Here is a 23,082-nt window from a genome sequence, read left to right on the forward strand (position 1 = left end):
ACACACTATGTCCTGCTTAATTTTCCTCAAGAAACTTATCAACAAACTTCCTCATTCCGGCAAACTTTTCCACAGTGTCCGGTCTGTCCGACTTAAAATCCAGCATTTTATACACATAACCCTGCTCCTTTACAATTTTAAGGCTCACTGGATATACCAGTTCAAAAATAAGCGAAATGTGTCCGACAATATTATCCACAACACTTTTTTTAAGCGACCTGAGTACAGTCTGTTTTGCATAAAAACATTCAAGCACTTCATCTGTTATCACACTGTTTCGTATCTCTTCTGTCGTTGCATTATAAATCGTCTCAAGCGGCACATCTACATTAACCTTTAAAATATCGATTTTGTCTGCGTCACGAAGAATATTACAAAACATTTCTTCACGTTTGGAAAGCCCATCGGCAATCCTGAACTTATTATGCTGTCTGATAGCAAGCTCAAGCAAATCACTGCCGTTTTTCTCGACATATCCTTCGGCAAATTTATTAATTATGCGAGGAGCATTTTTCACAACAGTATTGTTGACTGGTTCACACATAGGCTTTTTTATTGCATACACAGTACCCTGGGCGAAAGTTACACAAACTTTATCTTTTCTGTCAGGGTCAAAAAGAATATCCGCACCAAGCTCGGCATGGTCAACTGACATTCCATCATTAAAAGTTCCAAAACATCTTATCTGTTCAAATCTTCCAATATCATGCAACATGCCCAGAAGCCATGCAACGTCCTTATCTTCACCAGTAAGCCCTACAGAATCGGCAATTTTTTCACAAAGTGCAGCAACTCTGTAAGTGTGGTCAATTTTTAGTTTAATCTTTCCATCCGACGGGTCATAATAATGCACATATCCGGCAAATGCGTTAAGCACAGCCTTTCTGTTAATCACAGGCTTGTTAATACTGTCAACAATATCGGCAATTTCCGTCAAATCATTGCACACGCAGTACGTCAGCTTTCTTATCTCATCATCAATCGCTATCGTGTCAGGCACATGAATAACTCTCATTCCCGCCGCATGACCTGCCTTAATTCCGTTGATACTGTCCTCTACAACAATCGCATTTTCAGGTTTTACACCTATTGCATCTGCCGCAAGCAGAAATATATCAGGTTCGGGTTTCCCATGCTCAACCTCATTGCCATACACGACCGCATCAAGATAATCCGACACACCTATATCGCGGAGTGTTTTTTCGGCACTGACACGCCTTGTTGAAGTTGCAACCGCACATTTCAAATTATTTGCTTTAATATACTCAAATATTTCTTTAACACCTTTTTTAACAGGAAGACCTTCCTTTTCCCTTATCTTGTAAATATGCTTTGTGCGAAGCATTTTTGTCTCCCAATAATCAGCTTTTCCTTCAAAATAATCATCAAATATTTTACAGTTAAGCTCATCGGGTGCTCCCTTAAAACTATCGATAAGCCACATAGGCATGTCTATGCCTTGTTTTTTTGCTGCCCACTTCCAGCCCTCATTTGACTGTCTTTCGGAATCGACCAAAACTCCGTCCATATCAAAAATAATTCCATCAACCATACTTATTTTTCTCCAAAATATTTTGTGTATATCTGTATATTTATATCTCTGCTGCCCTATATAAATCCTTCAGGTATTCAAACTGCCTGATGTCGCAATCAAAATACCGCCTACTTTTCCAGATATTTTTTTACATACTGTCCTGTGTAAGATTCTTTAACCTTGACAATCTCCTCAGGCGTGCCCTTTGCAATAACAGTACCGCCTCTCGCACCGCCTTCCGGTCCCATGTCGATAATATAATCTGCAGTCTTTATTACATCAAGATTATGCTCGATAACAACGACCGTATTGCCGCCCTCCGCGAGCTTATGAAGAATATCAACCAGTTTATGCACATCCGCAAAATGAAGTCCTGTTGTAGGCTCATCAAGAATATAAATAGTCTTTCCTGTGCTTCTCTTTGAAAGCTCTGTCGCCAGCTTTATTCTTTGTGCCTCGCCACCCGAAAGTTCAGTTGAAGGCTGTCCGAGCTTTACATAAGAAAGTCCCACATCATTGAGAGTTTCAATTTTTCTTTTAATTGACGGAACATTTTCAAAAAATTCAACTGCATCTTCAACTGTCATATCAAGCACGTCATATATGCTCTTGCCTTTATACTTAACCTCAAGCGTTTCACGGTTGTAACGCTTGCCGCCGCAGACTTCACAAGGCACGTACACATCAGGAAGAAAATGCATCTCAATCTTAATAATACCGTCACCCGAACATGCTTCACATCTTCCGCCCTTGACATTAAAACTAAATCTTCCTTTTTTGTATCCTCGCTCTTTTGCATCCGATGTTGCGGCAAACAAATCCCTTATCATATCAAATACGCCTGTATATGTCGCAGGATTTGACCTCGGAGTACGTCCGATTGGCGACTGGTCTATATCAATAACCTTATCAAGCTGTTCCACTCCGTCTATTCCGTCGTGTTTTCCCGGGATACATCTTGCCCTGTTAAGTTCCTTTGCAAGGTGCTTGTAAAGAATCTCATTTACAAGTGAGCTCTTTCCTGAACCTGATACACCCGTAACACATGTAAATACGCCAAGTGGAATATCAACATCAATATTTTTAAGATTATTTTCCCTTGCACCTCTCACCTTAATCCAGCCTGTCGGTTTGCGTCTTTTTGCAGGAACAGGAATCTTAATTCTTCCGCTCAGATATGCTCCGGTAATTGATTCCTTACACTTCATAATCTGTTCAGCAGTTCCCGTTGCAACAACCTGTCCACCATTCCTGCCGGCACCGGGACCGATATCCACAATATAGTCTGCAGCATACATAGTATCCTCATCATGTTCAACAACGATGACCGAATTGCCTAAGTCTCTTAAATGTTCAAGCGTCTTTAAAAGCTTGTCATTATCTCTCTGATGAAGACCGATACTTGGCTCATCAAGAATATATGCAACACCTACAAGCCCCGAACCAATCTGGGTTGCAAGCCTGATTCTTTGTGCCTCGCCGCCCGAAAGCGTACCTGTTGCCCTGGAAAGAGAAAGATAATCAAGTCCTACATCCATAAGGAACTGTATTCTTGACCTTATCTCCTTTAAAATCTGGCTGCCTATGGCAAGTTGTCTTTCTGAAAGCTTCATATTCTGAAGAAAATCCTGCAAATCAAGAATCGGCATATTGGTAATCTCATAAATATTCTTATCAGCAACCGTAACAGCAAGCGATGTCGGTTTTAATCTCTGTCCCTTACATGACGCACACGGAGTAATTCTCATAAATTCTTCATACTGCTGCTTAGATGCCTCTGAAGCTGTCTCCCTGTAGCGTTTTGCAACATTCCTTACAAGTCCCTCAAATGCAATATCATATACACCCTCACCTCGCTGGCCTCTGTAATAAACCTTAACGCTGTGACCTTTGGTTCCGTTGATAATAATATCTTTAATCTCGTCCGGATAATCCTTAAATGGTGTTGAAAGGCTGAAATTATACTCATCTGCAAGTGCTTTCATAATCGCTCTTGAAAAACTTCCCTCATCTGTTACAGACTGCCAGCCCATAACAACAATGGCACCCTCATCAATACTAAGTCTCTCATCGGGTATCATAAGCTCGGCGTCAAATTCCATCTTATATCCAAGGCCAAAACAATCAGGACACGCACCAAAAGGATTATTGAAAGAAAAGCTTCTCGGCTCAATCTCATCAATACTTATCTCACAGTCCGGGCATGCAAAACTCTGGCTGAAGTTTATCGGCTTTCCGCCAATAACATCAACAGTCATTATTCCATCAGCAAGCTTCAATGTCGTCTCAATCGAATCAGTAAGTCTTTTTTCGATTCCCTCTCTTATAGAAAGACGGTCAACAACTATCTCAATATTATGTTTTTTATTCTTATCAAGTTTAATCTCGTCTGTCAGCTCATACATGCTGCCATCAACCATAACACGAACATATCCACTCTTTTTAGCCTGCTCAAAAAGCTTAACATGCTCACCTTTTCTTCCTCTTACAACAGGAGCAAGAAGCTGAATCTTTGTCCTTTCGGGAAGTCCCATAATAACATCAACCATCTGATCCACAGTCTGTTTCTTAATCTCTCTTCCACACTTAGGACAATGCGGAATACCCACTCTTGCATACAAAAGCCTGAAATAATCATATATCTCTGTAACAGTTCCGACTGTAGAACGTGGATTTCTGTTAGTAGATTTCTGATCAATAGAAATCGCCGGTGAAAGTCCCTCTATACTTTCAACATTAGGCTTTTCCATCTGACCGAGGAACTGTCTGGCATATGAAGAAAGCGACTCCATATATCTTCTCTGTCCTTCAGCATAAATAGTATCAAATGCAAGCGAAGACTTACCTGAACCTGAAAGTCCTGTAAGCACAACAAGCTCATTTCTTGGTATATCAACAGATACGTTTTTAAGGTTGTGCTCATTAGCTCCCCTAATCCTTATAAACTGCCTGTAATCTCCTTTTTTCATCATTTACCTCTTTCACTTCGTCTCATATAAAAACTTATTAACTTCAATCATCTTATCCCTGAGAACTGCTGCCTCCTCAAAGTTAAGCTCTGCCGCAGCCTTGTGCATATTCTTCTCAATCTGCTTCTTAACCTTTTCAAGTTCTTTTCGACTCATAGACTCATAATCTTTCTCAAGAGTCTCACCATTGCCGGATGATGCATCTGCTGCCTTGGAAATGCTTATCAGATCCCTCACAGCCTTCTTTATAGTCTGAGGAGTTATTCCATGCTCTTCATTATACTCCTGCTGAATCTGACGTCTTCTTTCCGTCTCGGAAATCGCTTTTTCCATTGATTCCGTAATCTTATCGGCATACATAATAACATGTCCCTCACTGTTACGTGCAGCTCGTCCGATTGTCTGGATAAGCGATGTCTCCGTCCTTAAAAATCCTTCCTTATCGGCATCAAGAATAGCAACAAGTGTAATCTCAGGAATATCAAGACCTTCTCGTAAAAGGTTAATACCAACAAGCACGTCAAACGCATCCATTCGCATATCACGTATAATCTTCTGCCTTTCAAGCGTATCAATGTCGGCATGAAGATACTTGACACGTATTCCAAGCTCTTTAAGATAATCTGTCAAATCCTCTGCCATACGTTTAGTAAGCGTTGTGACAAGGATCTTATTATGTTTCTTAGTCTCCTTGTTAATCTCCGAAACAAGGTCATCAATCTGCCCTTCAATAGGACGTACAAAAATCTCAGGATCCAGAAGTCCTGTAGGACGTATAATCTGCTCCGCCCTTAAAAGTTCATGCTCTTCCTCATAGACAGATGGTGTTGCCGAAACAAACAACATCTGCGAAATCTTATTCTCAAATTCAGTAAAATTAAGCGGTCTGTTATCCTTAGCAGATGGAAGCCTGAAACCATAATCTACAAGAGTTGTCTTTCTTGACTGGTCGCCGGCATACATTCCTCTTATCTGTGGAATCGTTATGTGTGACTCATCAACTATAATAAGAAAATCATCCGGAAAATAATCCATAAGTGTATATGGCGGAACCCCTGCCGGAAGCCCCGCAAGATGTCTTGAATAATTCTCAATTCCCGAGCAGAAACCGGTCTCCTGCATCATCTCTATATCAAAATTAGTTCTCTCCTCAATTCTCTGTGCCTCAACAAGCTTATCTTCGCTCTTAAAATAAGCAATTCTCTCCTTCAGTTCTTCCTTAATATTCTCAATTGCTGCCGCCATCTTTTCCTTATCAACAACATAATGTGAATTCGGGAAAATCGCAATATGTTCAAGCTCTGACTTGACTTCTCCAGTCAAAGAATCAATCTCAGATATTCTGTCAACTTCATCACCAAAAAATTCAATTCTTACAGCCTCTCCACTTGATGCTGCCGGATAAACCTCAACAACATCGCCACGCACACGGAAAGTTCCTCGTTTAAAATCCTGGTCTCCTCTCATATATTGAATATCAACAAGCTTTCTTATGACATCGTCTCTGTCCTTCTCCATGCCGGGACGCAGGGAAATAACCATATTCTGGTAATCAATAGGTGCACCGAGTCCGTATATGCACGATACAGAAGCCACAATAATAACATCCTTTCTTTCAGAAAGTGCGGCTGTTGCTGAATGCCTTAACTTATCAATCTCATCATTAATAGAAGAATCCTTAGCTATATAAGTATCGCTCTGCGGTACATAAGCCTCGGGCTGATAATAATCGTAATATGAAACAAAATATTCAACAGCATTATTTGGAAAAAATTCCTTCATCTCGCCGTAAAGCTGTGCAGCAAGTGTCTTATTATGTGAAATAATAAGCGTAGGCTTCTGCACTTTCTCAATAATATTAGCCATTGTAAAAGTCTTTCCCGAACCGGTTACACCGACAAGCGTCTCAAACTGATTGCCCTCAAGAAATCCATCTGAAAGCTTCTTAATTGCCTGTGGCTGGTCGCCGGTCGGCTTATATTCAGATACCAACTCAAAATGATTCATACTGTTCTCCTGATTAAGATTAAACTATGTGATATATCTAAAATAATAAACTATTCCTAGTATGTTACCACTATAGTATATCATTCAAAATAAAAAAAGTACAGAACAAATCGAATATTTGTTCTGTACTTTTAAAACTCTTAATTCATTTTCCCTTTAAGATAGTTAACAGCTGCCTCATACTGGACATCACTTACAGCATCATCCGGAAGCGTAACCTCAATATCAGGTGTAACGCCATTTCCGTGAATATCCTGTCCCTTAGGAGTAAAATATTTGGCAATCGTATACTTTACAGCACTTCCGTCTGTGAGCGGCTGTATTGTCTGGACAATACCTTTACCGAATGTCTTTGTTCCGATAATCGCACCTTTTCCGTAATCCTGAACCGCACCGGCAAATATCTCTGAAGCACTCGCACTATCCTCATTTACAAGAACTGCAAGAGGAACTTTAAGTTCATTACTGTTGCTTCCCTTATATTCCTTACGTGTTCCGCTCTTAGTCTCTGTATACACAATCAATCCATCCGGAAGAAGCCCATCAAGAATATCAACAACGCTGTTTAAAAGTCCACCAGGATTTGAACGTATATCAATTATAAGTCCGCTCATTCCCTGCTGCTGCAAATCTTCTAATGCTTCTTTAAACTGCTTTGTCGTAACTTCATCAAACTGTGAAATTATAATATATCCAATATTATCATCCATCATTTTATGGTCAACAGTCTTTACATTTACCTCTGCTCTTTCAACTGTAAAGGTAAGTGTCTGTGAACCCCTTCTTATTTCAAGATTAACAGTTGTTCCTTTATCCCCCTTTATAAGTGCAACTGCGGATGACAAATCCATATCAGTTATATCTGTTCCGTCAACTTTCACAACGCAGTCGCCCTTTCTTATTCCCGCTTTGTATGCCGGAGCATCCTCATATGGGTCTGCGATAAGAATCGAACCATCCTCATTTTTCTGGCATACAGCACCTATTCCATAGAACTTGCCGCTTGTCGATTCAAGGATTGCCTTATATTCATCAGGAGTATAATAAACTGTATATTTATCGCCATAGGAATCAAGAAAAGCCTTGTAAATATAATTTTCAGCCTTTTCATCATCTGTTCCACCAAAATAAAAATTCCTGTCAAGAAGCGAATCAATTGCATTAAGCTTCCCCTCAACATCACTTCCTATTCCATCTGAATCATCAGTTGAAGTCTGCTGCACATACACCTCTCCATTTGCACCAAAATGAAGATATCCTTTTCTCTCAAAAATCCCAGCTGTAATTCCCACAACAGAAACCGTTGCGAAAACTCCTGCAAGAATGCCAGCCACAAGCCCTTTGCCAAACTTTGACTTATTTTTATTTTTTTCTCTCCTATACGATGCATACGCATTATTTAAATCATTGTTCTGCTGATTTGAATTGTCCATATTATCCATCTGTTTTCGCCTTTCAAAAAACTTAAATCAGAACAAATCCGTATTAAGACCCGTTCTGATTTATGTATAAAAAATATGTCTTTCTACCTTAAATATCCCCAAGGATTAACATATGTACCGCCATAACGCACACTGAAATGAAGATGTGCCCCTGTCGATTCACCTGTCGAACCCATCAGAGCTATTTTATCTCCTCTGTTTACTGTCTGGCCTACACGGACAAGGAACTCTGAACAGTGCATATAAATAGAATAGAGTCCGTTGCCATGGTCTATCCAGAGCCAGTTACCCGCTGACCAGTTATACTCAGCTCTTACAACTCTTCCTCCGTCAGCCGCATAAATAGGGTCTCCCCATACGCCCGGCTTAGTTGCACCTATATCAATTCCGATATGTGGACTTGTTCTTCCATCAGTATCGCCATAATCAGAAGTTATTCTTCTTGATTCTGTAGGCCATAGAAATACTCCCGTACTTGGAATATCTGTGCTTCCGCCACTATTTCCGCCATTATTATTGTTGTTATTTCTGTTCTGTTCCTCAAGCTCGCGTTCAATACGCTCTATCTCACTCGTAAGTCCGCTGATATCACTAGAAAGTTCCGTTTCCTGTGCCTTTGAGGATGCTATGAGACTGTTATAATTGGCAAGTTCGCTCTCTTTTTCAGCCTGCATCTGTGCAAGCTCGTCACGCTGTGATTCAAGCTGTGACTGTGTATCCGCAAGCTCAGTATAATCATCCTCGAGCTGCTGTTTTGCCTCTGCTATATACTTAATAGTCTCTTCATATTTTGTGAGCATATCCCTGTCATATGACGAAATTTTTGTAACATACTCGGCACGGTTTAACATTTCACCCATACTCTCAGATGTAAGAATCAAAGCAAGATAGCTCTCTTCATTATGTTCGTACATAAATTTAATTCTTAACTTCATCATCTCGTACTGGCTTGCTGCATCTTCCTGTGCCGCCTCAAGATTCTGTGTTGTCTCATCAATCTGTGTATTCAGATCTTCCATCTTTATCTGGAGTTCGTACAGACTGCCATTAAGTTCTGACATCTGTGCGTCAAGTATTGCCATATATTCTTTTGTATCTTGTGCACTGGCCTTATATTCGTCCATTTTCTTTTGAACATCTTTTCTTTGCTGTTCCTTATCTTCTTTTTCCTGTTTTACGTCATCAAGGTCAGAAGCCGCGACCTTTTTTGCCGCAAACAATCCGTTAGACAAAGCCATAACAGAAGATGCACATAATGCAAGGCACAGCAATGTAGCAACAAATTTTAAAATTGTCGTTTTTTTCATACGGTGCCTCTCCTTTCCCAATACCATCCGATAACGGCACATTTTTTTAACATTTTTCAAACCGGCATTTTATACATTGGCATGCTTACGTACCGCAAAGAAGCTTCCGAGGAAACCAATGCCGATTCCGAGGCATATTGCCACAGGTGCAAGAACTCTGAAAACATCTGACATCGGCATAAATGCAAGAATATTGCTGAGAATTGAAAATTTACCAAGAACGTAGCTGATAACCTTCTGATAAATATAACTCAGAATAACAAGCGGAATTACTGAACCGATAATTCCGATTGTAATACCCTCAACAAAAAACGGTGCATTTACAAATCCATCAGTTGCACCAATAAATTTCATAATTGAAATCTCATCTTTACGAACTGTAATACCAATAACAATTGTATTCGTAATAAGGAAAATTGATACTGCAAGAAGTATGATAATAATTGCTGCAGCAACATATCCTACAAGCTTTGCTGCACTTGCAAGGCTGCTCGCAGTAACCTCTGAACGGTTTACCTGTCTTACGCCGTCAAGATTCTCAAGATATGTTACAAGTGTACCCTGCATGCTTGCATCGCTGAGATATACCTCATAAGATGCAGAGTTGGCAAGAGGGTTATCATTCTTAAATCCTTCTGCGAGTTCAGGATACTCCTTAAAATATTCTGACTTAAAATTATTCCATGCCTCTTCAGCAGATGTGTAATGTACTGAAGAAACTTCAACTCTTTTTGAAATAGTATCACCGAGCTGCTTAATCTGTGTCTCTGAAAGTCCCTCGTCAAAGAAAACCGTAACACAGACTTCATTTTCAGCCTTTTTAACCATATACTGGAAATTCATTACAAGTGAATACAAAATACCAAAAAGAAATATACATGCCGCTATTGTTGCTATTGAAGCAAGTGAAAACAGACGGTTGCGGTATATGTTCTTGAGACCGTCTTTTATATGATAAAATAATGACCTAATCTTCATAGAAATAACCACCCTTTTCCAAATCGCTTATAATCTTACCTTCACTCATTGTGATAGTTCTCTTCTTCATCTGCTGCACAATTTCCATGTTATGTGTAACAACAAGGACAGTCGTGCCAAGCTTGTTAGCCTGATTAAGAATCTTCATAATCTCGGCAGAATTGGCAGGGTCAAGGTTACCTGTCGGCTCATCACATAAAAGGATAGCCGGTCTGTTTACAAGAGCTCTTGCGATTGCAACTCTCTGCTGCTCGCCGCCTGAAAGCTCATTCGGATAAGCCTTATATTTGTCGAGAAGCCCAACCATTGAGAGCATAGAAAGGACACGGCTCTTAATCTGTCTTGACGGAGCTTCTACAACCTTCATTGCAAATGCAATATTTTCATAAACATTTCTATCCGGAAGAAGCCTGAAATCCTGGAATACAACACCTATGTCCCTTCTGAGATAAGGAAGCTTCTTTCTTGTGATTTTGTTAAGATATTTCTTATTAATATATATCTTTCCTGTTGTCGGGTCTAACTCTTTAAGCAGAAGCTTTATAAGAGTTGATTTACCCGAACCGCTTTTACCTACTATAAATACAAACTCACCCTTCTGAACATGCAGATTAATACCATTTAAGGCAGGTGTACCGGATGAGTATGTCTTTGTGACATTTTCTAAGATTATCATCAGTAATCTCCTCCATTAAAATGTATCTTTACTTTCCATATACTTCATATATTTCACAACCATAAGTGCAATCTTGAATGTAATCGCATCATCAAATACACGCAAATCAAGACCTGTGCTCTTCTGGAGCTTATCAAGTCTGTATACAAGCGTATTTCTGTGAATATAAAGCTGTCTTGATGTCTCTGAAACATTCAGGCTGTTCTCAAAGAACTTGTTAATTGTTGACAATGTTTCATCATCAAAATCGTCAGGCGACTTACCGCCGAATATTTCCCTTATAAACATCTGACAAAGTGGTATCGGAAGCTGATAAATAAGACGTCCGATTCCAAGTCTGCTATAAGCAACCACATTCTTGTTGCTGTAGAAAATCTTGCCTACATCGAGAGCCATCTTAGCTTCTTTATAAGAACGCGAAACCTCTCTTATATCACCCACAATAGTACCATATGCAATATGTGCTGAACTCATTGCCTCAGTATTGAGCATGTCAATAATAACCTGTGCGGTCTTGTCGAGTTCTTCATATGTCTCATTGCCTTTAACTTCCTTAACAAGAATTATACTCTTCTCATCAACTGCTGTAATAAAATCATGCACTTTTCCCGCAAATAAAGTTCTTACTATCTCAAGTGCATTAGTATCTTTTTCGTGTTTCGTCTCAATTATATAAACAACACGCTTAACATCCGTCTCAATATGTAACTTTTCTGCTCTTGTATACATATCTACACGTAAGAGATTATCTAGAAGAAGATTCTTTATAAAATTATCTTTATCGAATCTTTCCTTATAAGCCACCAAGAGATTCTGAATCTGAAATGCTGCAAGCTTACCAAGCATATAAACATCATCGCTTGTTCCCTTTGCAAGAAGAATATATTCAAGATTCTGTTCGTCTATAACTTTAAAAAACTGGTAGCCATTTACAACCTGGCTCTCTGCCGGCGAATCCATAAATGTCAATGCATCTGCAACACAGCCTTGAACATCATCAAATGTCTTAGCCGCAATCTTGCCGTCTGAATCTATAACGCACAAATCCACCCGTGATATTGCTTTAAGTCCATCAACAGTTGTCTGTAATATTTGATTTGATATCATAGTGAACACCCTTTCGCTTTTAGTCCTTTTTAGGTCCTTGTTTTATTGTAATGCAAAATGGCGAAAAAAAAAAGAGGAAATGCATAATTTCTATACATTTCCTCAAAAATTACATCATTATTCCATTCAAAAAAACCAAAACCAAATGATATTGGCTTATTAACTCAATTAGTGAGTGATAATCTGCTCTGTCTCTTTATCAAATACATGAAGTCTTGAAATATCCATAGCAAACTTAACAACATCACCAGGACGAGCTGTTGTACGTGGATTAACCTTAGCTGTACATGTTGTATCAGCAATATCATAGTGAAGGTTAACTTCAGCACCAAGTAATTCGTATACCTTAACTGTAGCTTCAAATGTTGTAGCTGAATGCTTTGTGATGAATTCTTCATCATCCTTGATATCCTCTGGACGGATACCAGCAACAACTGTCTTACCAACATAACCACCATCAATGATAGGTTTGCTCTTATCAGCTGGTAAAGCAATAGAAACTGTATCACTGAGCTTTAATGTTACACTTGAACCATTGCCTACTACTTCAGCATCAACAAGGTTCATCTGTGGAGAACCAATGAAACCAGCAACGAAGATGTTGTTTGGTGTGTTGTAAAGGTTCTGTGGTGTATCAACCTGCTGGATAATACCATCTTTAAGAACTACGATTCTTGTACCAAGTGTCATAGCCTCTGTCTGGTCATGTGTAACGTAGATGATTGTTGTCTGTAATCTCTGGTGAAGCTTAGAAATCTCAACACGCATCTGTACTCTTAACTTAGCATCAAGGTTTGAAAGTGGCTCATCCATAAGGAATACCTTAGGGCTACGAACGATTGCACGACCCATGGCAACACGCTGTCTCTGACCACCTGAAAGAGCCTTTGGCTTACGATCAAGAAGATGTTCGATATCAAGAATCTTAGCTGCTTCATGAACTGCCTTATCAATATCAGCCTTTGGTACTTTTCTTAACTTAAGACCAAATGCCATGTTATCATATACTGTCATATGTGGATACAAAGCGTAGTTCTGGAAAACCATGGCGATATCTCTATCCTTAGGTTCTACATCATTAACGAGTTTGTCTCCAATCCAAAGCTCACCTGAGCTGATTTCCTCAAGACCAGCGATCATACGAAGAGTTGTTGACTTACCACAACCAGAAGGTCCAACGAAGATGATGAACTCCTGATCAGCGATTTCAAGATTAAAATCCTTAACAGCAACGAAACCGTTAGGATATACTTTACATACATTCTTAAGTGATAAACTTGCCATTCTTAAAAATCCTCCTAAATTAAATAGGTGCAAAATAATGTGTCATAATATAATAGAAAAACATCAGTTATGTATATCTTTGCACTCTTATTGTGCCTTCAGCTTACGCACGGCACTTTTTTGATGTAACAATCATACAATAATTTGATAATAAAAACCATATCTCAATTTCACAAATATATGTCTGGTTTTTTTTGCAAATTTACTACATGTGCTTATTTCATGTGAATTTTTCACAAAACACCGGCACAATTCTGCACTATTTTAACCATAAAATTAGCGTTTATAATAGTTATAACAATTTTTCTGCCGTTTTTTCAAAAAATGTGTTGCATTATTACAACAATTGTACTATAATCAATACATAAACAAAACAAGTTACATTATTTTAATATTTGGAGGCTGATTGATATGGATATAGCTTCATTGTCAATAGCACAAAGCACTATTAATGTTGCCAGTGATGTTCAAGTCGCTGTTTTAAGTAAGAGTCTTGACACCATGGAGACTTTAGGTGATGGGATGAAGAAGATGATGGAATCTTCCGTTACTCCTTATCTCGGACAGAATATTGATTATTTAGTTTAATTCGTTTTTTCTTATATTTTTCCTTTCTCATTTTCTTTTCAGTGGATTTATCCACGAAACAAAAAGCTTACCGGGTAATCAACCGGTAAGCTTTTTGTTTTATATTTTCATATAGTATTATCAAACCATCATGGTAAGTCTTGTTATTATTTCAGTAAATATCATATAACCAAATGCAAGAACCAATGTAATTATAAGTGGTATTGTAACAAACTTCTCTCCGTTTCTTCTCACATGTCTTAACTCAAAATCACGTCTGATAAATCCGGCTTTTCCGTTTCTCTCGGCAAGCTTATTTAATATAAGTATCGAAAGTGCCAGAAATCCCATTGCAATCGCTCCAAGTACAATCACCTGAATAATCGTTGCAATAAACATGCTTCCCGATGAAAGCTGCTGTGTCTGTCCTGCCATCGCATTTACATCAACACCGGCGAGCGATAAAATCTTCATTACAGTAATTGAATAAGTATTTACAGCAAAGTGTGCTATCATTGATGACCACATAGAGCCTGTTACCTCGACAAGAAATGCAAACATAACTCCAATTACAAAAGCATAACAGAGCTGATTAATATTAAGATGTGTAACACCAAAAAGCAGACCACTTAACAGTGCTGCTCCACAGATTCCGTTTTTCCTGTATGAATGATAAATAAGTCCCCTGAATATAAACTCCTCCACAACAGGCGGTATGACTGCAAGAAGAATTATCTGTATTATAAACGGATATGAAGTAAGGTCAGAAACCGCATCATTCATATAATTTGTTGATATAAACTGTGTAAGTACATTGATAAACAAAACCACAGGAATAAGTGTATATCCGAATACAAGTGAAAGAAATGCATCTAACGGCTTAATTTTTCTATATGGAATACACTTATATATATTTATCTTATTGATAAATACATAGATAAATGCCGGAATAAGCAGTATTGCCTGGCTTATAAGGCACTGTCCCCAGTAAGGCAGGTCAATCCCCGTCGTTCCTATCACCAGTCCGGCAGCCATTGAGCCAGCCACATAAAATGCAAGAAAACATGCAAAAAATATATTAATTCTTTTACACATATGCCGTAAAAACCCCCTTCTGCATTAACTTTTCCACATTTTACTTAAATGCTATAGCCTCTACCTCTAAAAGAACATCCTTTGGAAGTCGTGCAACTTCAACACATGAACGAGCCGGGAATGGTTCTTTAAAATATTTTTTATAAATCTCATTGATAGTTCCGAAATCATTCATTTCTTTAATAAATACTGTTGTCTTAATGATATTCTCAACCTTTGAACCTGATTCTTCAACAAGATTACAAAGGTTCTTAAAAGCCTGCTCTGCCTGTGCTTCAACACCTTCTGCAATATTGCCTGTTGCAGGGTCTACAGGAATAACGCCTGATGTATAAACCATACCATTAACTTCGATTGCCTGTGAATAAGGTCCGATTGCTGCCGGTGCCTTATCTGTACTGATAACTTTCTGCATAAAATCCTCCTTGTTTTGCGAAGCAAAATGCGACTGCCCCATGCAGGAGCAGAGGATTTAGCCTCCTTGTTTTGCGAATTGCTAAAGTGCATTATACCATTTATTTCATATTAATTGAAGTCTCATTTATAACAATTTTTCCTTCTTTAAGAAGTCTGCCTACCGCACGCTTAAAAGCATTTTTACTCATCTGGAAATGTTCTTTTATTATTTCAGGTGACGCTTTGTCTGTAAACGGAAGACTTCCGCCATTATTTTTAATTGCTTCATATATAATAGAAGAATCTTCATCCATCTGGATATATGCTTTCTGTTTAAGGCTTATTGTAAGTTTCCCGTCTTCTCTTACCTTTGAAACTCTTCCGTATATTATGTCACCTATGTTAATTTTTCCGAACACTTCATTTTTAGGAATCATTCCGAAATATTTGTTATCTATGGCAACATAAACACCATAATCAGGGTTTATCTCAATAACTGTACCGCTTACAGCACTATCCTTCACATAGTTCTGTGCATTTGTAAGATAATCATATACTCTCATTGTTGCGGCAAGTCTGCTGCTCTTATCTATATATAATGCCACAAGACATTCATCGCCCTCCTGGACATGTTTTGTCTGTTCCTTAAACGGCATAAATAAATCTTTCTCAAGACCCCAGTCAAGAAAAGCTCCTATTTTGCTGACCTGCGAAACTTTAAGAACCGCGAGCTGGCCAAGCTGCACCTTAGGAGTCTTTGTCGTGGCAATAAGTCTGTCACTTGAATCCCTGTATACAAAAACAGTAAGTGCATCCCCGGCTTCTATATCTTCAGGAACCATTTTCTTTGGAAGAAGCACCTTATCTTCCTCAGTTCCAAGATAAACGCCAAAATCAACTTTTTTAACTACATTAAGACACTGTGTCTTTCCTAATTCTATCATATAATCTCTCCATTTCTTAAATAAACGGGTGTCATACAAGCACGGATTTCGGCTCGCTGTCAGCATAAAAAAAGCCCTCGCATATATGCGAGGGTAAGCTGGGCTTGAGGGACTCGAACCCCCAGAATGCTGGAATCAGAATCCAGTGCCTTACCATTTGGCGAAAGCCCAATATCGTGACGACATATGGTATTATATCTGATGTTTTTACAAAATGCAAGTGTTTTTTTGAAATTTTTTTAATTTTTTTTTACAACACTAAATGCAATAAGTACAACGCCCGAAAATATCAGCCTTTAAGCCTTACCGTACCATCCGCATCTGTACCAAGATTTGCCGGCTCAACGAAATATGTATATTGCTCAAGGACAACTTCCTTTTTCATATCATCTATCGCTTTGTCTATATCATCCTGATTAAACTTAACAGATTTTTCTGTAAAGTCAAAACCATTATTCTTTTTTATATTAAACAGTTTCTCAGGGTCAGAAAACTTAGGTGCATTGTTTCTGCTGTTCTGATTATCAGCAAAATCTCCCGGCATACTATTGCTGTTATCTGAAATTCCATTGCTTCCAGAATCTATACTGCCGTTATCTTTCACAACATTCAGTTTATCGCTGTCATCAATACTGTTTATATACATCTGAGAACCATGCTGATTTATTCCATATATTGCCATAGTATGCATCTCCTTTCCCAATTATGCCATAGTCATCTGTAATCACTTTATATATCGGATTATATAAAAAAACTTTAACCTCATATTAAGACTTTTTTCTACATTTTTCAAATAAAAGTATTACTTTCGTACCATAAGTACAGGAAAGCCCTCTTTATAGTCTTTTATTATAAATGGATGTGTTTTGGCATAATCATAAATAATATCGCCAAGTCCATCATCAACGAGCTTTTGCAGCTCATCTGACGGTTCTTTTCCGATTGACGGACATGTAGGCGTAAGTGCAATTACATACTCATCGTCTTTTTTCATTATTCTTAAAGGCCATATTTTACAGTCAAATGGCTTATCTTCGTATGACAACGTACATCCTTTGTCCGGGTCAAGGAAAAAACATGGTACTTCCTCATTTTCATCATCTGTATTATATGAGTCCTGGAGATGCATCCTTCCATATTTGCCATTGTCATCATTCATATCAAACTGATAACTTCCCCGGCTTTCAAGTTTTTCAACTGTATTTTCCGGAAAAAGCGGTGTCTCCCACAGACTGCATCTTCTGAATGAACAGCAGAACTTACATTTTGCACATGTCGATTTTTCTAGAACTTTTGATAACATAATATTCTCCCTTCCGCTTGTGTCCGGATTATCTTAACAATTTTACTCCGTTTAAAAGCTTTATTTTTCAACTGCACTGTATTTTTTCAGCATTATTTTAGGCCTGTAAGACAGCTTTGCCTTACGCAGTCCTTCAATTCCTATATCTTCCTCCCTGTTAAGCCATGTCACGCCGTCAAGTTTTTCGGAAAAAAGCTTATTGATGGCTGCATATCCGCCATTTAATGCATACTCACCAACTGCTTTTTCAAAATGGACATCAACAGTATTTTCATTTATTTTTGACGCAATAGTCATGGCACAAGGGCTGTCATTAACATATATTATTCCGCCTATAAGCCCGAGTTCTTCAAAGTTTTCCAAAGCTTCCTTTATAGCCTTGTACTCAGCCAGCTGTGATGCATCCTCATCCTGCAGATGCTCGTAATACCACGCATCCGCAACTTTCTGTGCATCATAAATATTACATGCACCAATCTCATAGTATTTATAATCAGGATACGTCCTTACAAACTTTGAAAAATGGTTTTTCTTCTTATGGAATGCTTTTCCCGAAAGCGAAGCCAGTTCGCTTCTCAGATATATATAATCACTGTCCCCGGCATCACTGCTGTAGCAGAAACGTGCCGGCATGGCATTTTCAAGAACTTCTTTTTGTTCTTCTGTGACAAATGCAAACTGCAGGCGTTCACCACACTCTTTTGCATCCTTTTCTATCTCGGCGAGTGCCTTTGCGACATCACCTTTTCCAAGCGGAAATGTATAACCACATCTTGCACCTTTTCCAGAATACTTTCTTATTATAAAGTCTTTATAACGGCTTATCTTTGTACTATATTTATTGCGAAGCAGATAGATATTGGCAAATGAAGCGTCACTTGCCATTGTGCCTGACACAGCAATACAGCTGTTTATCCAGTCTTCATCTTCCGCCTCAGGTATAGACCATTCAAGCATAAATAATCCTCATTTTCTTATTTTTTGTTCATCGCCTGTATTAATTAACGGCGATATTGTAACACACTGATGTTTCAAGTACAATGTATTACTATAATGAAATTTTTATAAAGTAATCTATTTTTAAGTTGACCGCAGTATCTATATCCTCTAAAATAATTTTAGTGTTTTTGCATATTGCATGGTAAAGAAATGGAGGATTTTAACAATATTATGAACAAAAAAAATATATCTTTTATTCTGGCAGGCTTTTTACTGCTGACTCTTCAATTCAACGTAAAAATCGGTTCTGTTTACATTGATATTTTTAACGACATACTTGCAGCTGTGCTTATTACAGCCGGTGCATTTCCACTGGGCGGCCGCAATGTCGTATTCAAAAAATTTCGTATCTTATCTGTTGTAAGCATCATTTTTATAATTCTGGGACAGGTAATTAATTTCCTTATGGTTATCATGGGAGGCGACAATGCTTTAAAGGTTGTATCCGGTGTCGCAACAATATTTAACATTTATCTGACATACTATTTTACTGAAGGACTTATCCTTGAAGCTAAATTTCAGGATAAATCAGCTCTCACACGTTCTCTCAGATTAGTATGGGCATTATATGGCATTCTTATTTTCGGTAATTTCATCGCACTTATGTCAGGAATCGCACTTGTATCTACACTTGTTCAGATTGTATGTGTAATATTTTCTATTTACTACTGTTCATCTGTTTTTACTTCATGCAGCCAGCTCTACATGGAAGGGCTTCCAACAAAACATATGGATACAGAAAAATAATCTAACTGAAAGGATTTTGATATGAAAAAATTAGAAATAATCATCCGCCCTGAAAGACTTGACGATTTAAAAGCTATTCTCAATGAATGTGATGCACACGGTCTTATGATTACCAATATCATGGGATATGGAATACAAAGAGGCCACAAACGTGAATATAATGGAATTGATTTTGGTGGCAATCTGCTTCCAAAAGTAAAAGTTGAGACTATTGTAAGTGACGAAATTTCCGAGGAAATCATTAATCTTGTAATTGATAAAATCAATACCGGCACATATGGCGACGGCAAAATTTTTATCTATGATGTAGCCGATGCCGTAAGAATAAGAACCGGCGAACGCGGAGTTGATGCACTTTAAAGTCTGACCTATCGGTCTATATGACAAAATCCAAGCAAAAACTATGAGAAACACGCTCTGCGAGTTTCTCAAGTTATCGCGGCAGTCGCCAAGGTCTCGTGCAAGCACGGACTTTGGCTCGTTACACGCGTAAATAAACCGGCATGATTAAGCCTGAAATAAGGTTTAATCATGCCGGTTTTTAATTTATGTAAAACAACTGACTGCCGGTATTTATTTTTCTTCATCACTTTCTGAACTCTCTGATGATTCCTGCTGATGTCCATTTTCTATATCTTCAAGTGCCTGTTTTACTGCATTTTCCTCCTGGCTCTTCTTAACATAAATAAGAAAAATTCTTGACAGGACATAGCTGTCTATATAAAGAATCAGAGGTATTGTCACTATAAATGCCGTAAAGTAATTGATTGAAAATACTATAAGACCATATGTTATAAAAAGCATTATAAGTGTCTGTGGCAGATGATGCATACAGAGCAGAAGTGCATTTTTAAGTATTCCTATTACTGTATTTTCAAACTTTGAAAGCATCGGAAATGCATATAGTGCAACTGCTGATAAAACAAGAAGCAGTCCTATTGCCGCAAACATAAGAAGTCTTATCGGAACTCCGCCATCTGCTTTTGCCCACATATAGCATATTCTTATATCTGCTATAAGCAATGCTGCAACTACGCCAATTATCAATTCTATCAGAAATCCCTGTTTGAAATTCTGCTTAAACGACTTGATAAATCCTTTAAATACGTATCCTTCTTCATCTCTTACAAGTTTCATGCCAACATAAAACATTGCAGTAATCGAAGCCCCCATTGTTATAACCGGAATACTGAATACAAAGCCCAAAAAGCCAAGTATCAGAAAATCTCCCGCTTTAGTGAGTGCCTTAAAAAACTTTCCTTCTATACTAAACATATGTCTGTTTTCCTTTCAGTGTACTTAGTTACTATCAAAATAAGATTATACTGTAAAAACCATAAAAAGCAAAGAATTTTTAATTAAATAATCCCCTGTTTTTATTAAATATTTATAAAAGTATGTTTTTTCGTCTCTGATTATGTTAAACTCTGTATGTTTAACGACACACACAAATCAAGGAGGTCTTTATGGCTCAGAACAAAAAATCAAAGAAAGAAATGCCGAAAGAACAGCAGACATCTTTTAAGGAATTATCTTTTTCCGATAAAATCCGTTACATTTTCGGCTATTATAAATATTACATGCTTGCCGCTGTTATTATAATTGCCGCTGCCGGATATACCATCTACTCTTTTGTGCAGAATAATTATGATATAAAATGCAATATTGTAGTTGTTGACGGTAAGATTACAGGATATGATACATATTCTGACGATATAACAAAAAATTTCACCAGATATATTGGTCTTGACGGAAAAAAAGAACGTGTTGAACTCGACTGCCACTATTCTTTAACAATAAAGCCGCTCGACCAGGAAGCTAACATAAGCCAGAACAAGATTTATATTCTTGCATCTGTCGGCTCTATTGATGGTTACATGGCAAATCGTGACTATATCGATTATTTTTCAACTGATGCCGAGACATTTTTATATGATTTAACTGAAATTCTTACTGATGATGAGCTTGCAAAAATCGGTGAGGAAAACATCATTTACTATACAACAGCTGATAAAACCCGTATTCCTATCGCTGTTGACCTCACAAATACGAAGGTAAAGACTGATACCGACCTCACACTCGAATCACCTTGCTACGGAGTTGTTGTATCTGCCAAAAATCCTGAAAATGCTATTGCGTTTATCCGTTATGCTTTTGATTTGTAATTTTTTGCAAATGCAATTTATCCAAATACAAATTTATATAAATCCGGGCCGCCGTCTGTCTGTGCATAAAGTTCAAAGCCAAGTTTTTGTGCCAGCTTTCGTGACGGCTCGTTTGTTTTGTCTATCACAGCAAACATTTCCTGTATCCCAAGCTCATCTGATGCATATTCAAGAATTGCCTGACACGCTTCATATGCATACCCTTTATGCTGCATATCTCTTCTTATCAGATAACCTATCTCGCAGCATGTAACACCGTCTATTTCCCTGTTTTCAATGCCAGCTCTTCCTATAAGTTTTCCAGATTTTTTTTCAAATACAAGCCACAGACCATACTCGAAAAATCCATACATATTTTTTATGTAATTTTTTGTAAATTCAAGTTCTTTATCATAATCGTAAAGCTGTTCAATGTACCGGCAGTCTTCAAGTGTGCTGTATACAGCATACAATTCTGGCAGATCTTTTGTCGTCATCTCCCTTATTAATAAATTTTTTGTCTCTGCTACAACAAACGGTTCACCTGTAAGGCGTGCATATACAAGCCTGTAATAAGAAATCCCCATATCAAGTGTTTGGCATACATAAGAATAACCCTCTCCCGGCTTTGTATTAAACCCTGCAGCCTTTACCTCACAGCTGTCTTTTCCACACGCCTCAGCCTGCATCTTAAATTCATTTTCAGGCACATCCGTAATAACAAGTGAATCTTCAAAATCAATTTCTTCAATATCATCAGGAATGAAAAGATTAACTTCTTTATCAAGATTTTGTTTAATTATATTAAGTTCGTCGCTGCCAATTGTAATATATTTTATATATACATATATATTTCTTAACATTTTTAATTTTATAACCTTTCCTCACAAGTTTTCATGCCTTATTTATTTATATATATCATAAATATAAAAGATTTGCTTGACCACTCACATAAATTTACTGTATAAATATATTTAAGAATTTTATTTTTTGAAAGGACATAATCATGGCAAATCAAAATCCAATAGTTACAATTACAATGGAAAATGGTGACGTTATGAAGGCTGAACTTTATCCTGAAATCGCACCTAATACAGTAAACAATTTTATAAGCCTTATCAACAAGGGATTTTATGACGGCGTAGTATTCCACCGTATCATTCCAGGTTTTATGATTCAGGGCGGTGACCCGGAAGGAACAGGAATGGGTGGTCCCGGATACAGCATCAAAGGTGAATTCTCACACAACGGATTCAAGAATGACCTTTTACACACTAAGGGTGTTCTTTCTATGGCACGTACAATGGTTCCTGACTCAGCAGGTTCACAGTTCTTTATCATGCATGCAAATGCACCTCATCTTGATGGTGATTATGCAGCATTCGGCAAACTCACAGAGGGCGAAGACGTTCTTGATAAAATCGCAACATGCGATACAGACTGGAATGACCGTCCATTACAGCCACAGGTTATGAAGACTGTAACTGTTGAAACTTTCGATGTTGATTACGATGAACCGGAAACTTTATAATACTGTATCATTCTTTTAATTCATTAAAAGGTCTGCTTCCACCTGTGCCTGC

General features: G+C 37.9%; 22 protein-coding genes and 1 tRNA gene. 5 read left to right on the plus strand and 18 right to left on the minus strand.

All coding sequences use genetic code 11. From position 1 onward, the window contains the following. Window positions 1-16: 16 nt before the first annotated feature. The 9 genes from H8S01_RS01790 to H8S01_RS01830 all read right to left on the minus strand — a co-directional run bounded on the left by H8S01_RS01790 (window position 17) and on the right by H8S01_RS01830 (window position 13,304). Entirely contained in the window at window positions 17-1,552 is a 1,536-nt protein-coding gene (locus H8S01_RS01790) for an HAD-IA family hydrolase (RefSeq protein WP_186835968.1), read from the minus strand. 110 nt (window positions 1,553-1,662) lie between these two features. Beyond that, the gene (gene uvrA, locus H8S01_RS01795; protein WP_330605452.1) at window positions 1,663-4,503 is read right to left on the minus strand and encodes an excinuclease ABC subunit UvrA; all 2,841 of its coding nucleotides are present in this window, start codon (window positions 4,501-4,503) and stop codon (window positions 1,663-1,665) included. 12 nt (window positions 4,504-4,515) lie between these two features. Further along, on the minus strand, window positions 4,516-6,510 hold the full coding sequence (gene uvrB, locus H8S01_RS01800) for an excinuclease ABC subunit UvrB (protein ID WP_021866021.1): 1,995 nt from the start codon (window positions 6,508-6,510) through the stop codon (window positions 4,516-4,518). A gap of 140 nt (window positions 6,511-6,650) precedes the next feature. After that, window positions 6,651-7,952, minus strand: coding sequence for a S41 family peptidase (locus H8S01_RS01805; protein WP_243204174.1), 1,302 nt, complete (start codon window positions 7,950-7,952; stop codon window positions 6,651-6,653). An 83-nt stretch (window positions 7,953-8,035) separates the two neighbouring features. Continuing rightward, window positions 8,036-9,259: a murein hydrolase activator EnvC family protein gene (locus H8S01_RS01810; protein WP_186835970.1), complete on the minus strand. Its 1,224-nt coding sequence runs from the start codon at window positions 9,257-9,259 to the stop codon at window positions 8,036-8,038. Window positions 9,260-9,328: 69 nt separating this feature from the next. After that, a complete protein-coding gene (ftsX, locus tag H8S01_RS01815; protein ID WP_186835971.1) occupies window positions 9,329-10,237 on the minus strand; it encodes a permease-like cell division protein FtsX in 909 nt (302 codons plus the stop codon). Beyond that, window positions 10,227-10,913, minus strand: coding sequence for a cell division ATP-binding protein FtsE (gene ftsE, locus H8S01_RS01820; protein ID WP_021840326.1), 687 nt, complete (start codon window positions 10,911-10,913; stop codon window positions 10,227-10,229). Before ftsE ends, ftsX begins: the two co-directional genes overlap by 11 nt. Before the next feature lie 15 nt (window positions 10,914-10,928). Then, complete coding sequence (locus H8S01_RS01825) at window positions 10,929-12,020, minus strand: PucR family transcriptional regulator (protein WP_021866025.1); 1,092 nt, start codon at window positions 12,018-12,020, stop codon at window positions 10,929-10,931. A gap of 168 nt (window positions 12,021-12,188) precedes the next feature. Beyond that, window positions 12,189-13,304: an ABC transporter ATP-binding protein gene (locus H8S01_RS01830; protein WP_186835972.1), complete on the minus strand. Its 1,116-nt coding sequence runs from the start codon at window positions 13,302-13,304 to the stop codon at window positions 12,189-12,191. Between the two features lie 411 nt (window positions 13,305-13,715). Between H8S01_RS01830 and H8S01_RS01835 the strand changes: the two genes are divergently transcribed. Next, window positions 13,716-13,892 (plus strand): YjfB family protein, encoded by a 177-nt coding sequence (locus tag H8S01_RS01835; protein WP_021865638.1) that lies wholly within the window; start codon window positions 13,716-13,718, stop codon window positions 13,890-13,892. 120 nt (window positions 13,893-14,012) lie between these two features. Here the strand turns inward: H8S01_RS01835 and H8S01_RS01840 are convergent, their stop codons facing one another. From H8S01_RS01840 to H8S01_RS01870, 7 genes are all read right to left on the minus strand, one after another. After that, window positions 14,013-14,966, minus strand: coding sequence for a CPBP family intramembrane glutamic endopeptidase (locus H8S01_RS01840; RefSeq protein ID WP_186835973.1), 954 nt, complete (start codon window positions 14,964-14,966; stop codon window positions 14,013-14,015). A gap of 40 nt (window positions 14,967-15,006) precedes the next feature. Further along, the gene (locus H8S01_RS01845; RefSeq protein ID WP_021865640.1) at window positions 15,007-15,381 is read right to left on the minus strand and encodes a RidA family protein; all 375 of its coding nucleotides are present in this window, start codon (window positions 15,379-15,381) and stop codon (window positions 15,007-15,009) included. Between the two features lie 100 nt (window positions 15,382-15,481). Beyond that, the gene (locus tag H8S01_RS01850; RefSeq protein ID WP_186835974.1) at window positions 15,482-16,306 is read right to left on the minus strand and encodes a S1 RNA-binding domain-containing protein; all 825 of its coding nucleotides are present in this window, start codon (window positions 16,304-16,306) and stop codon (window positions 15,482-15,484) included. Between the two features lie 98 nt (window positions 16,307-16,404). After that, window positions 16,405-16,477, minus strand: a tRNA-Gln gene (locus tag H8S01_RS01855). A 118-nt stretch (window positions 16,478-16,595) separates the two neighbouring features. Next, window positions 16,596-16,988 (minus strand): hypothetical protein, encoded by a 393-nt coding sequence (locus H8S01_RS01860; RefSeq protein WP_186835975.1) that lies wholly within the window; start codon window positions 16,986-16,988, stop codon window positions 16,596-16,598. A gap of 120 nt (window positions 16,989-17,108) precedes the next feature. After that, entirely contained in the window at window positions 17,109-17,609 is a 501-nt protein-coding gene (locus tag H8S01_RS01865) for a YkgJ family cysteine cluster protein (protein WP_021865643.1), read from the minus strand. 60 nt (window positions 17,610-17,669) lie between these two features. Continuing rightward, entirely contained in the window at window positions 17,670-18,566 is an 897-nt protein-coding gene (locus tag H8S01_RS01870) for a DUF2156 domain-containing protein (RefSeq protein ID WP_186835976.1), read from the minus strand. A gap of 213 nt (window positions 18,567-18,779) precedes the next feature. Here H8S01_RS01870 and H8S01_RS01875 point away from each other — a divergent pair, with 213 nt between their 5' ends. Further along, on the plus strand, window positions 18,780-19,355 hold the full coding sequence (locus tag H8S01_RS01875; protein WP_186835977.1) for a hypothetical protein: 576 nt from the start codon (window positions 18,780-18,782) through the stop codon (window positions 19,353-19,355). Between the two features lie 21 nt (window positions 19,356-19,376). Further along, window positions 19,377-19,715, plus strand: a complete 339-nt coding sequence (locus H8S01_RS01880; protein WP_021865646.1) for a P-II family nitrogen regulator — start codon at window positions 19,377-19,379, stop codon at window positions 19,713-19,715. A gap of 213 nt (window positions 19,716-19,928) precedes the next feature. Here the strand turns inward: H8S01_RS01880 and H8S01_RS01885 are convergent, their stop codons facing one another. After that, window positions 19,929-20,630, minus strand: a complete 702-nt coding sequence (locus H8S01_RS01885) for a YesL family protein (RefSeq protein WP_021865647.1) — start codon at window positions 20,628-20,630, stop codon at window positions 19,929-19,931. Between the two features lie 191 nt (window positions 20,631-20,821). On the opposite strand from H8S01_RS01885, the gene H8S01_RS01890 reads away from it, so the two are divergent. Beyond that, on the plus strand, window positions 20,822-21,520 hold the full coding sequence (locus H8S01_RS01890) for a hypothetical protein (protein ID WP_021865648.1): 699 nt from the start codon (window positions 20,822-20,824) through the stop codon (window positions 21,518-21,520). 17 nt (window positions 21,521-21,537) lie between these two features. On the opposite strand, the gene H8S01_RS01895 is transcribed toward H8S01_RS01890, so the two are convergent. Next, complete coding sequence (locus H8S01_RS01895) at window positions 21,538-22,362, minus strand: GNAT family N-acetyltransferase (RefSeq protein WP_186835978.1); 825 nt, start codon at window positions 22,360-22,362, stop codon at window positions 21,538-21,540. Window positions 22,363-22,505: 143 nt separating this feature from the next. Here H8S01_RS01895 and H8S01_RS01900 point away from each other — a divergent pair, with 143 nt between their 5' ends. Further along, window positions 22,506-23,030, plus strand: a complete 525-nt coding sequence (locus tag H8S01_RS01900) for a peptidylprolyl isomerase (RefSeq protein WP_021865650.1) — start codon at window positions 22,506-22,508, stop codon at window positions 23,028-23,030. Window positions 23,031-23,082: the final 52 nt, after the last annotated feature.

Source organism: Lachnospira hominis (ex Liu et al. 2021) (genome assembly GCF_014287955.1).
Classification (GTDB): domain Bacteria; phylum Bacillota; class Clostridia; order Lachnospirales; family Lachnospiraceae; genus Lachnospira; species Lachnospira hominis.

Excerpts from the sequence above, each read along its gene's own strand:
- H8S01_RS01790 (WP_186835968.1), bottom strand. The coding sequence starts at position 1,552 with ATGGTTGATGGAATTATTTTTGATATGGACGGAGTTTTGGTCGATTCC.
- uvrA (WP_330605452.1), bottom strand. The coding sequence starts at position 4,503 with ATGAAAAAAGGAGATTACAGGCAGTTTATAAGGATTAGGGGAGCTAAT.
- uvrB (WP_021866021.1), bottom strand. The coding sequence starts at position 6,510 with ATGAATCATTTTGAGTTGGTATCTGAATATAAGCCGACCGGCGACCAG.
- H8S01_RS01805 (WP_243204174.1), bottom strand. The coding sequence starts at position 7,952 with ATGGATAATATGGACAATTCAAATCAGCAGAACAATGATTTAAATAAT.
- H8S01_RS01810 (WP_186835970.1), bottom strand. The coding sequence starts at position 9,259 with ATGAAAAAAACGACAATTTTAAAATTTGTTGCTACATTGCTGTGCCTT.
- ftsX (WP_186835971.1), bottom strand. The coding sequence starts at position 10,237 with ATGAAGATTAGGTCATTATTTTATCATATAAAAGACGGTCTCAAGAAC.
- ftsE (WP_021840326.1), bottom strand. The coding sequence starts at position 10,913 with ATGATAATCTTAGAAAATGTCACAAAGACATACTCATCCGGTACACCT.
- H8S01_RS01825 (WP_021866025.1), bottom strand. The coding sequence starts at position 12,020 with ATGATATCAAATCAAATATTACAGACAACTGTTGATGGACTTAAAGCA.
- H8S01_RS01830 (WP_186835972.1), bottom strand. The coding sequence starts at position 13,304 with ATGGCAAGTTTATCACTTAAGAATGTATGTAAAGTATATCCTAACGGT.
- H8S01_RS01835 (WP_021865638.1), top strand. The coding sequence starts at position 13,716 with ATGGATATAGCTTCATTGTCAATAGCACAAAGCACTATTAATGTTGCC.
- H8S01_RS01840 (WP_186835973.1), bottom strand. The coding sequence starts at position 14,966 with ATGTGTAAAAGAATTAATATATTTTTTGCATGTTTTCTTGCATTTTAT.
- H8S01_RS01845 (WP_021865640.1), bottom strand. The coding sequence starts at position 15,381 with ATGCAGAAAGTTATCAGTACAGATAAGGCACCGGCAGCAATCGGACCT.
- H8S01_RS01850 (WP_186835974.1), bottom strand. The coding sequence starts at position 16,306 with ATGATAGAATTAGGAAAGACACAGTGTCTTAATGTAGTTAAAAAAGTT.
- H8S01_RS01860 (WP_186835975.1), bottom strand. The coding sequence starts at position 16,988 with ATGGCAATATATGGAATAAATCAGCATGGTTCTCAGATGTATATAAAC.
- H8S01_RS01865 (WP_021865643.1), bottom strand. The coding sequence starts at position 17,609 with ATGTTATCAAAAGTTCTAGAAAAATCGACATGTGCAAAATGTAAGTTC.
- H8S01_RS01870 (WP_186835976.1), bottom strand. The coding sequence starts at position 18,566 with ATGCTTGAATGGTCTATACCTGAGGCGGAAGATGAAGACTGGATAAAC.
- H8S01_RS01875 (WP_186835977.1), top strand. The coding sequence starts at position 18,780 with ATGAACAAAAAAAATATATCTTTTATTCTGGCAGGCTTTTTACTGCTG.
- H8S01_RS01880 (WP_021865646.1), top strand. The coding sequence starts at position 19,377 with ATGAAAAAATTAGAAATAATCATCCGCCCTGAAAGACTTGACGATTTA.
- H8S01_RS01885 (WP_021865647.1), bottom strand. The coding sequence starts at position 20,630 with ATGTTTAGTATAGAAGGAAAGTTTTTTAAGGCACTCACTAAAGCGGGA.
- H8S01_RS01890 (WP_021865648.1), top strand. The coding sequence starts at position 20,822 with ATGGCTCAGAACAAAAAATCAAAGAAAGAAATGCCGAAAGAACAGCAG.
- H8S01_RS01895 (WP_186835978.1), bottom strand. The coding sequence starts at position 22,362 with ATGTTAAGAAATATATATGTATATATAAAATATATTACAATTGGCAGC.
- H8S01_RS01900 (WP_021865650.1), top strand. The coding sequence starts at position 22,506 with ATGGCAAATCAAAATCCAATAGTTACAATTACAATGGAAAATGGTGAC.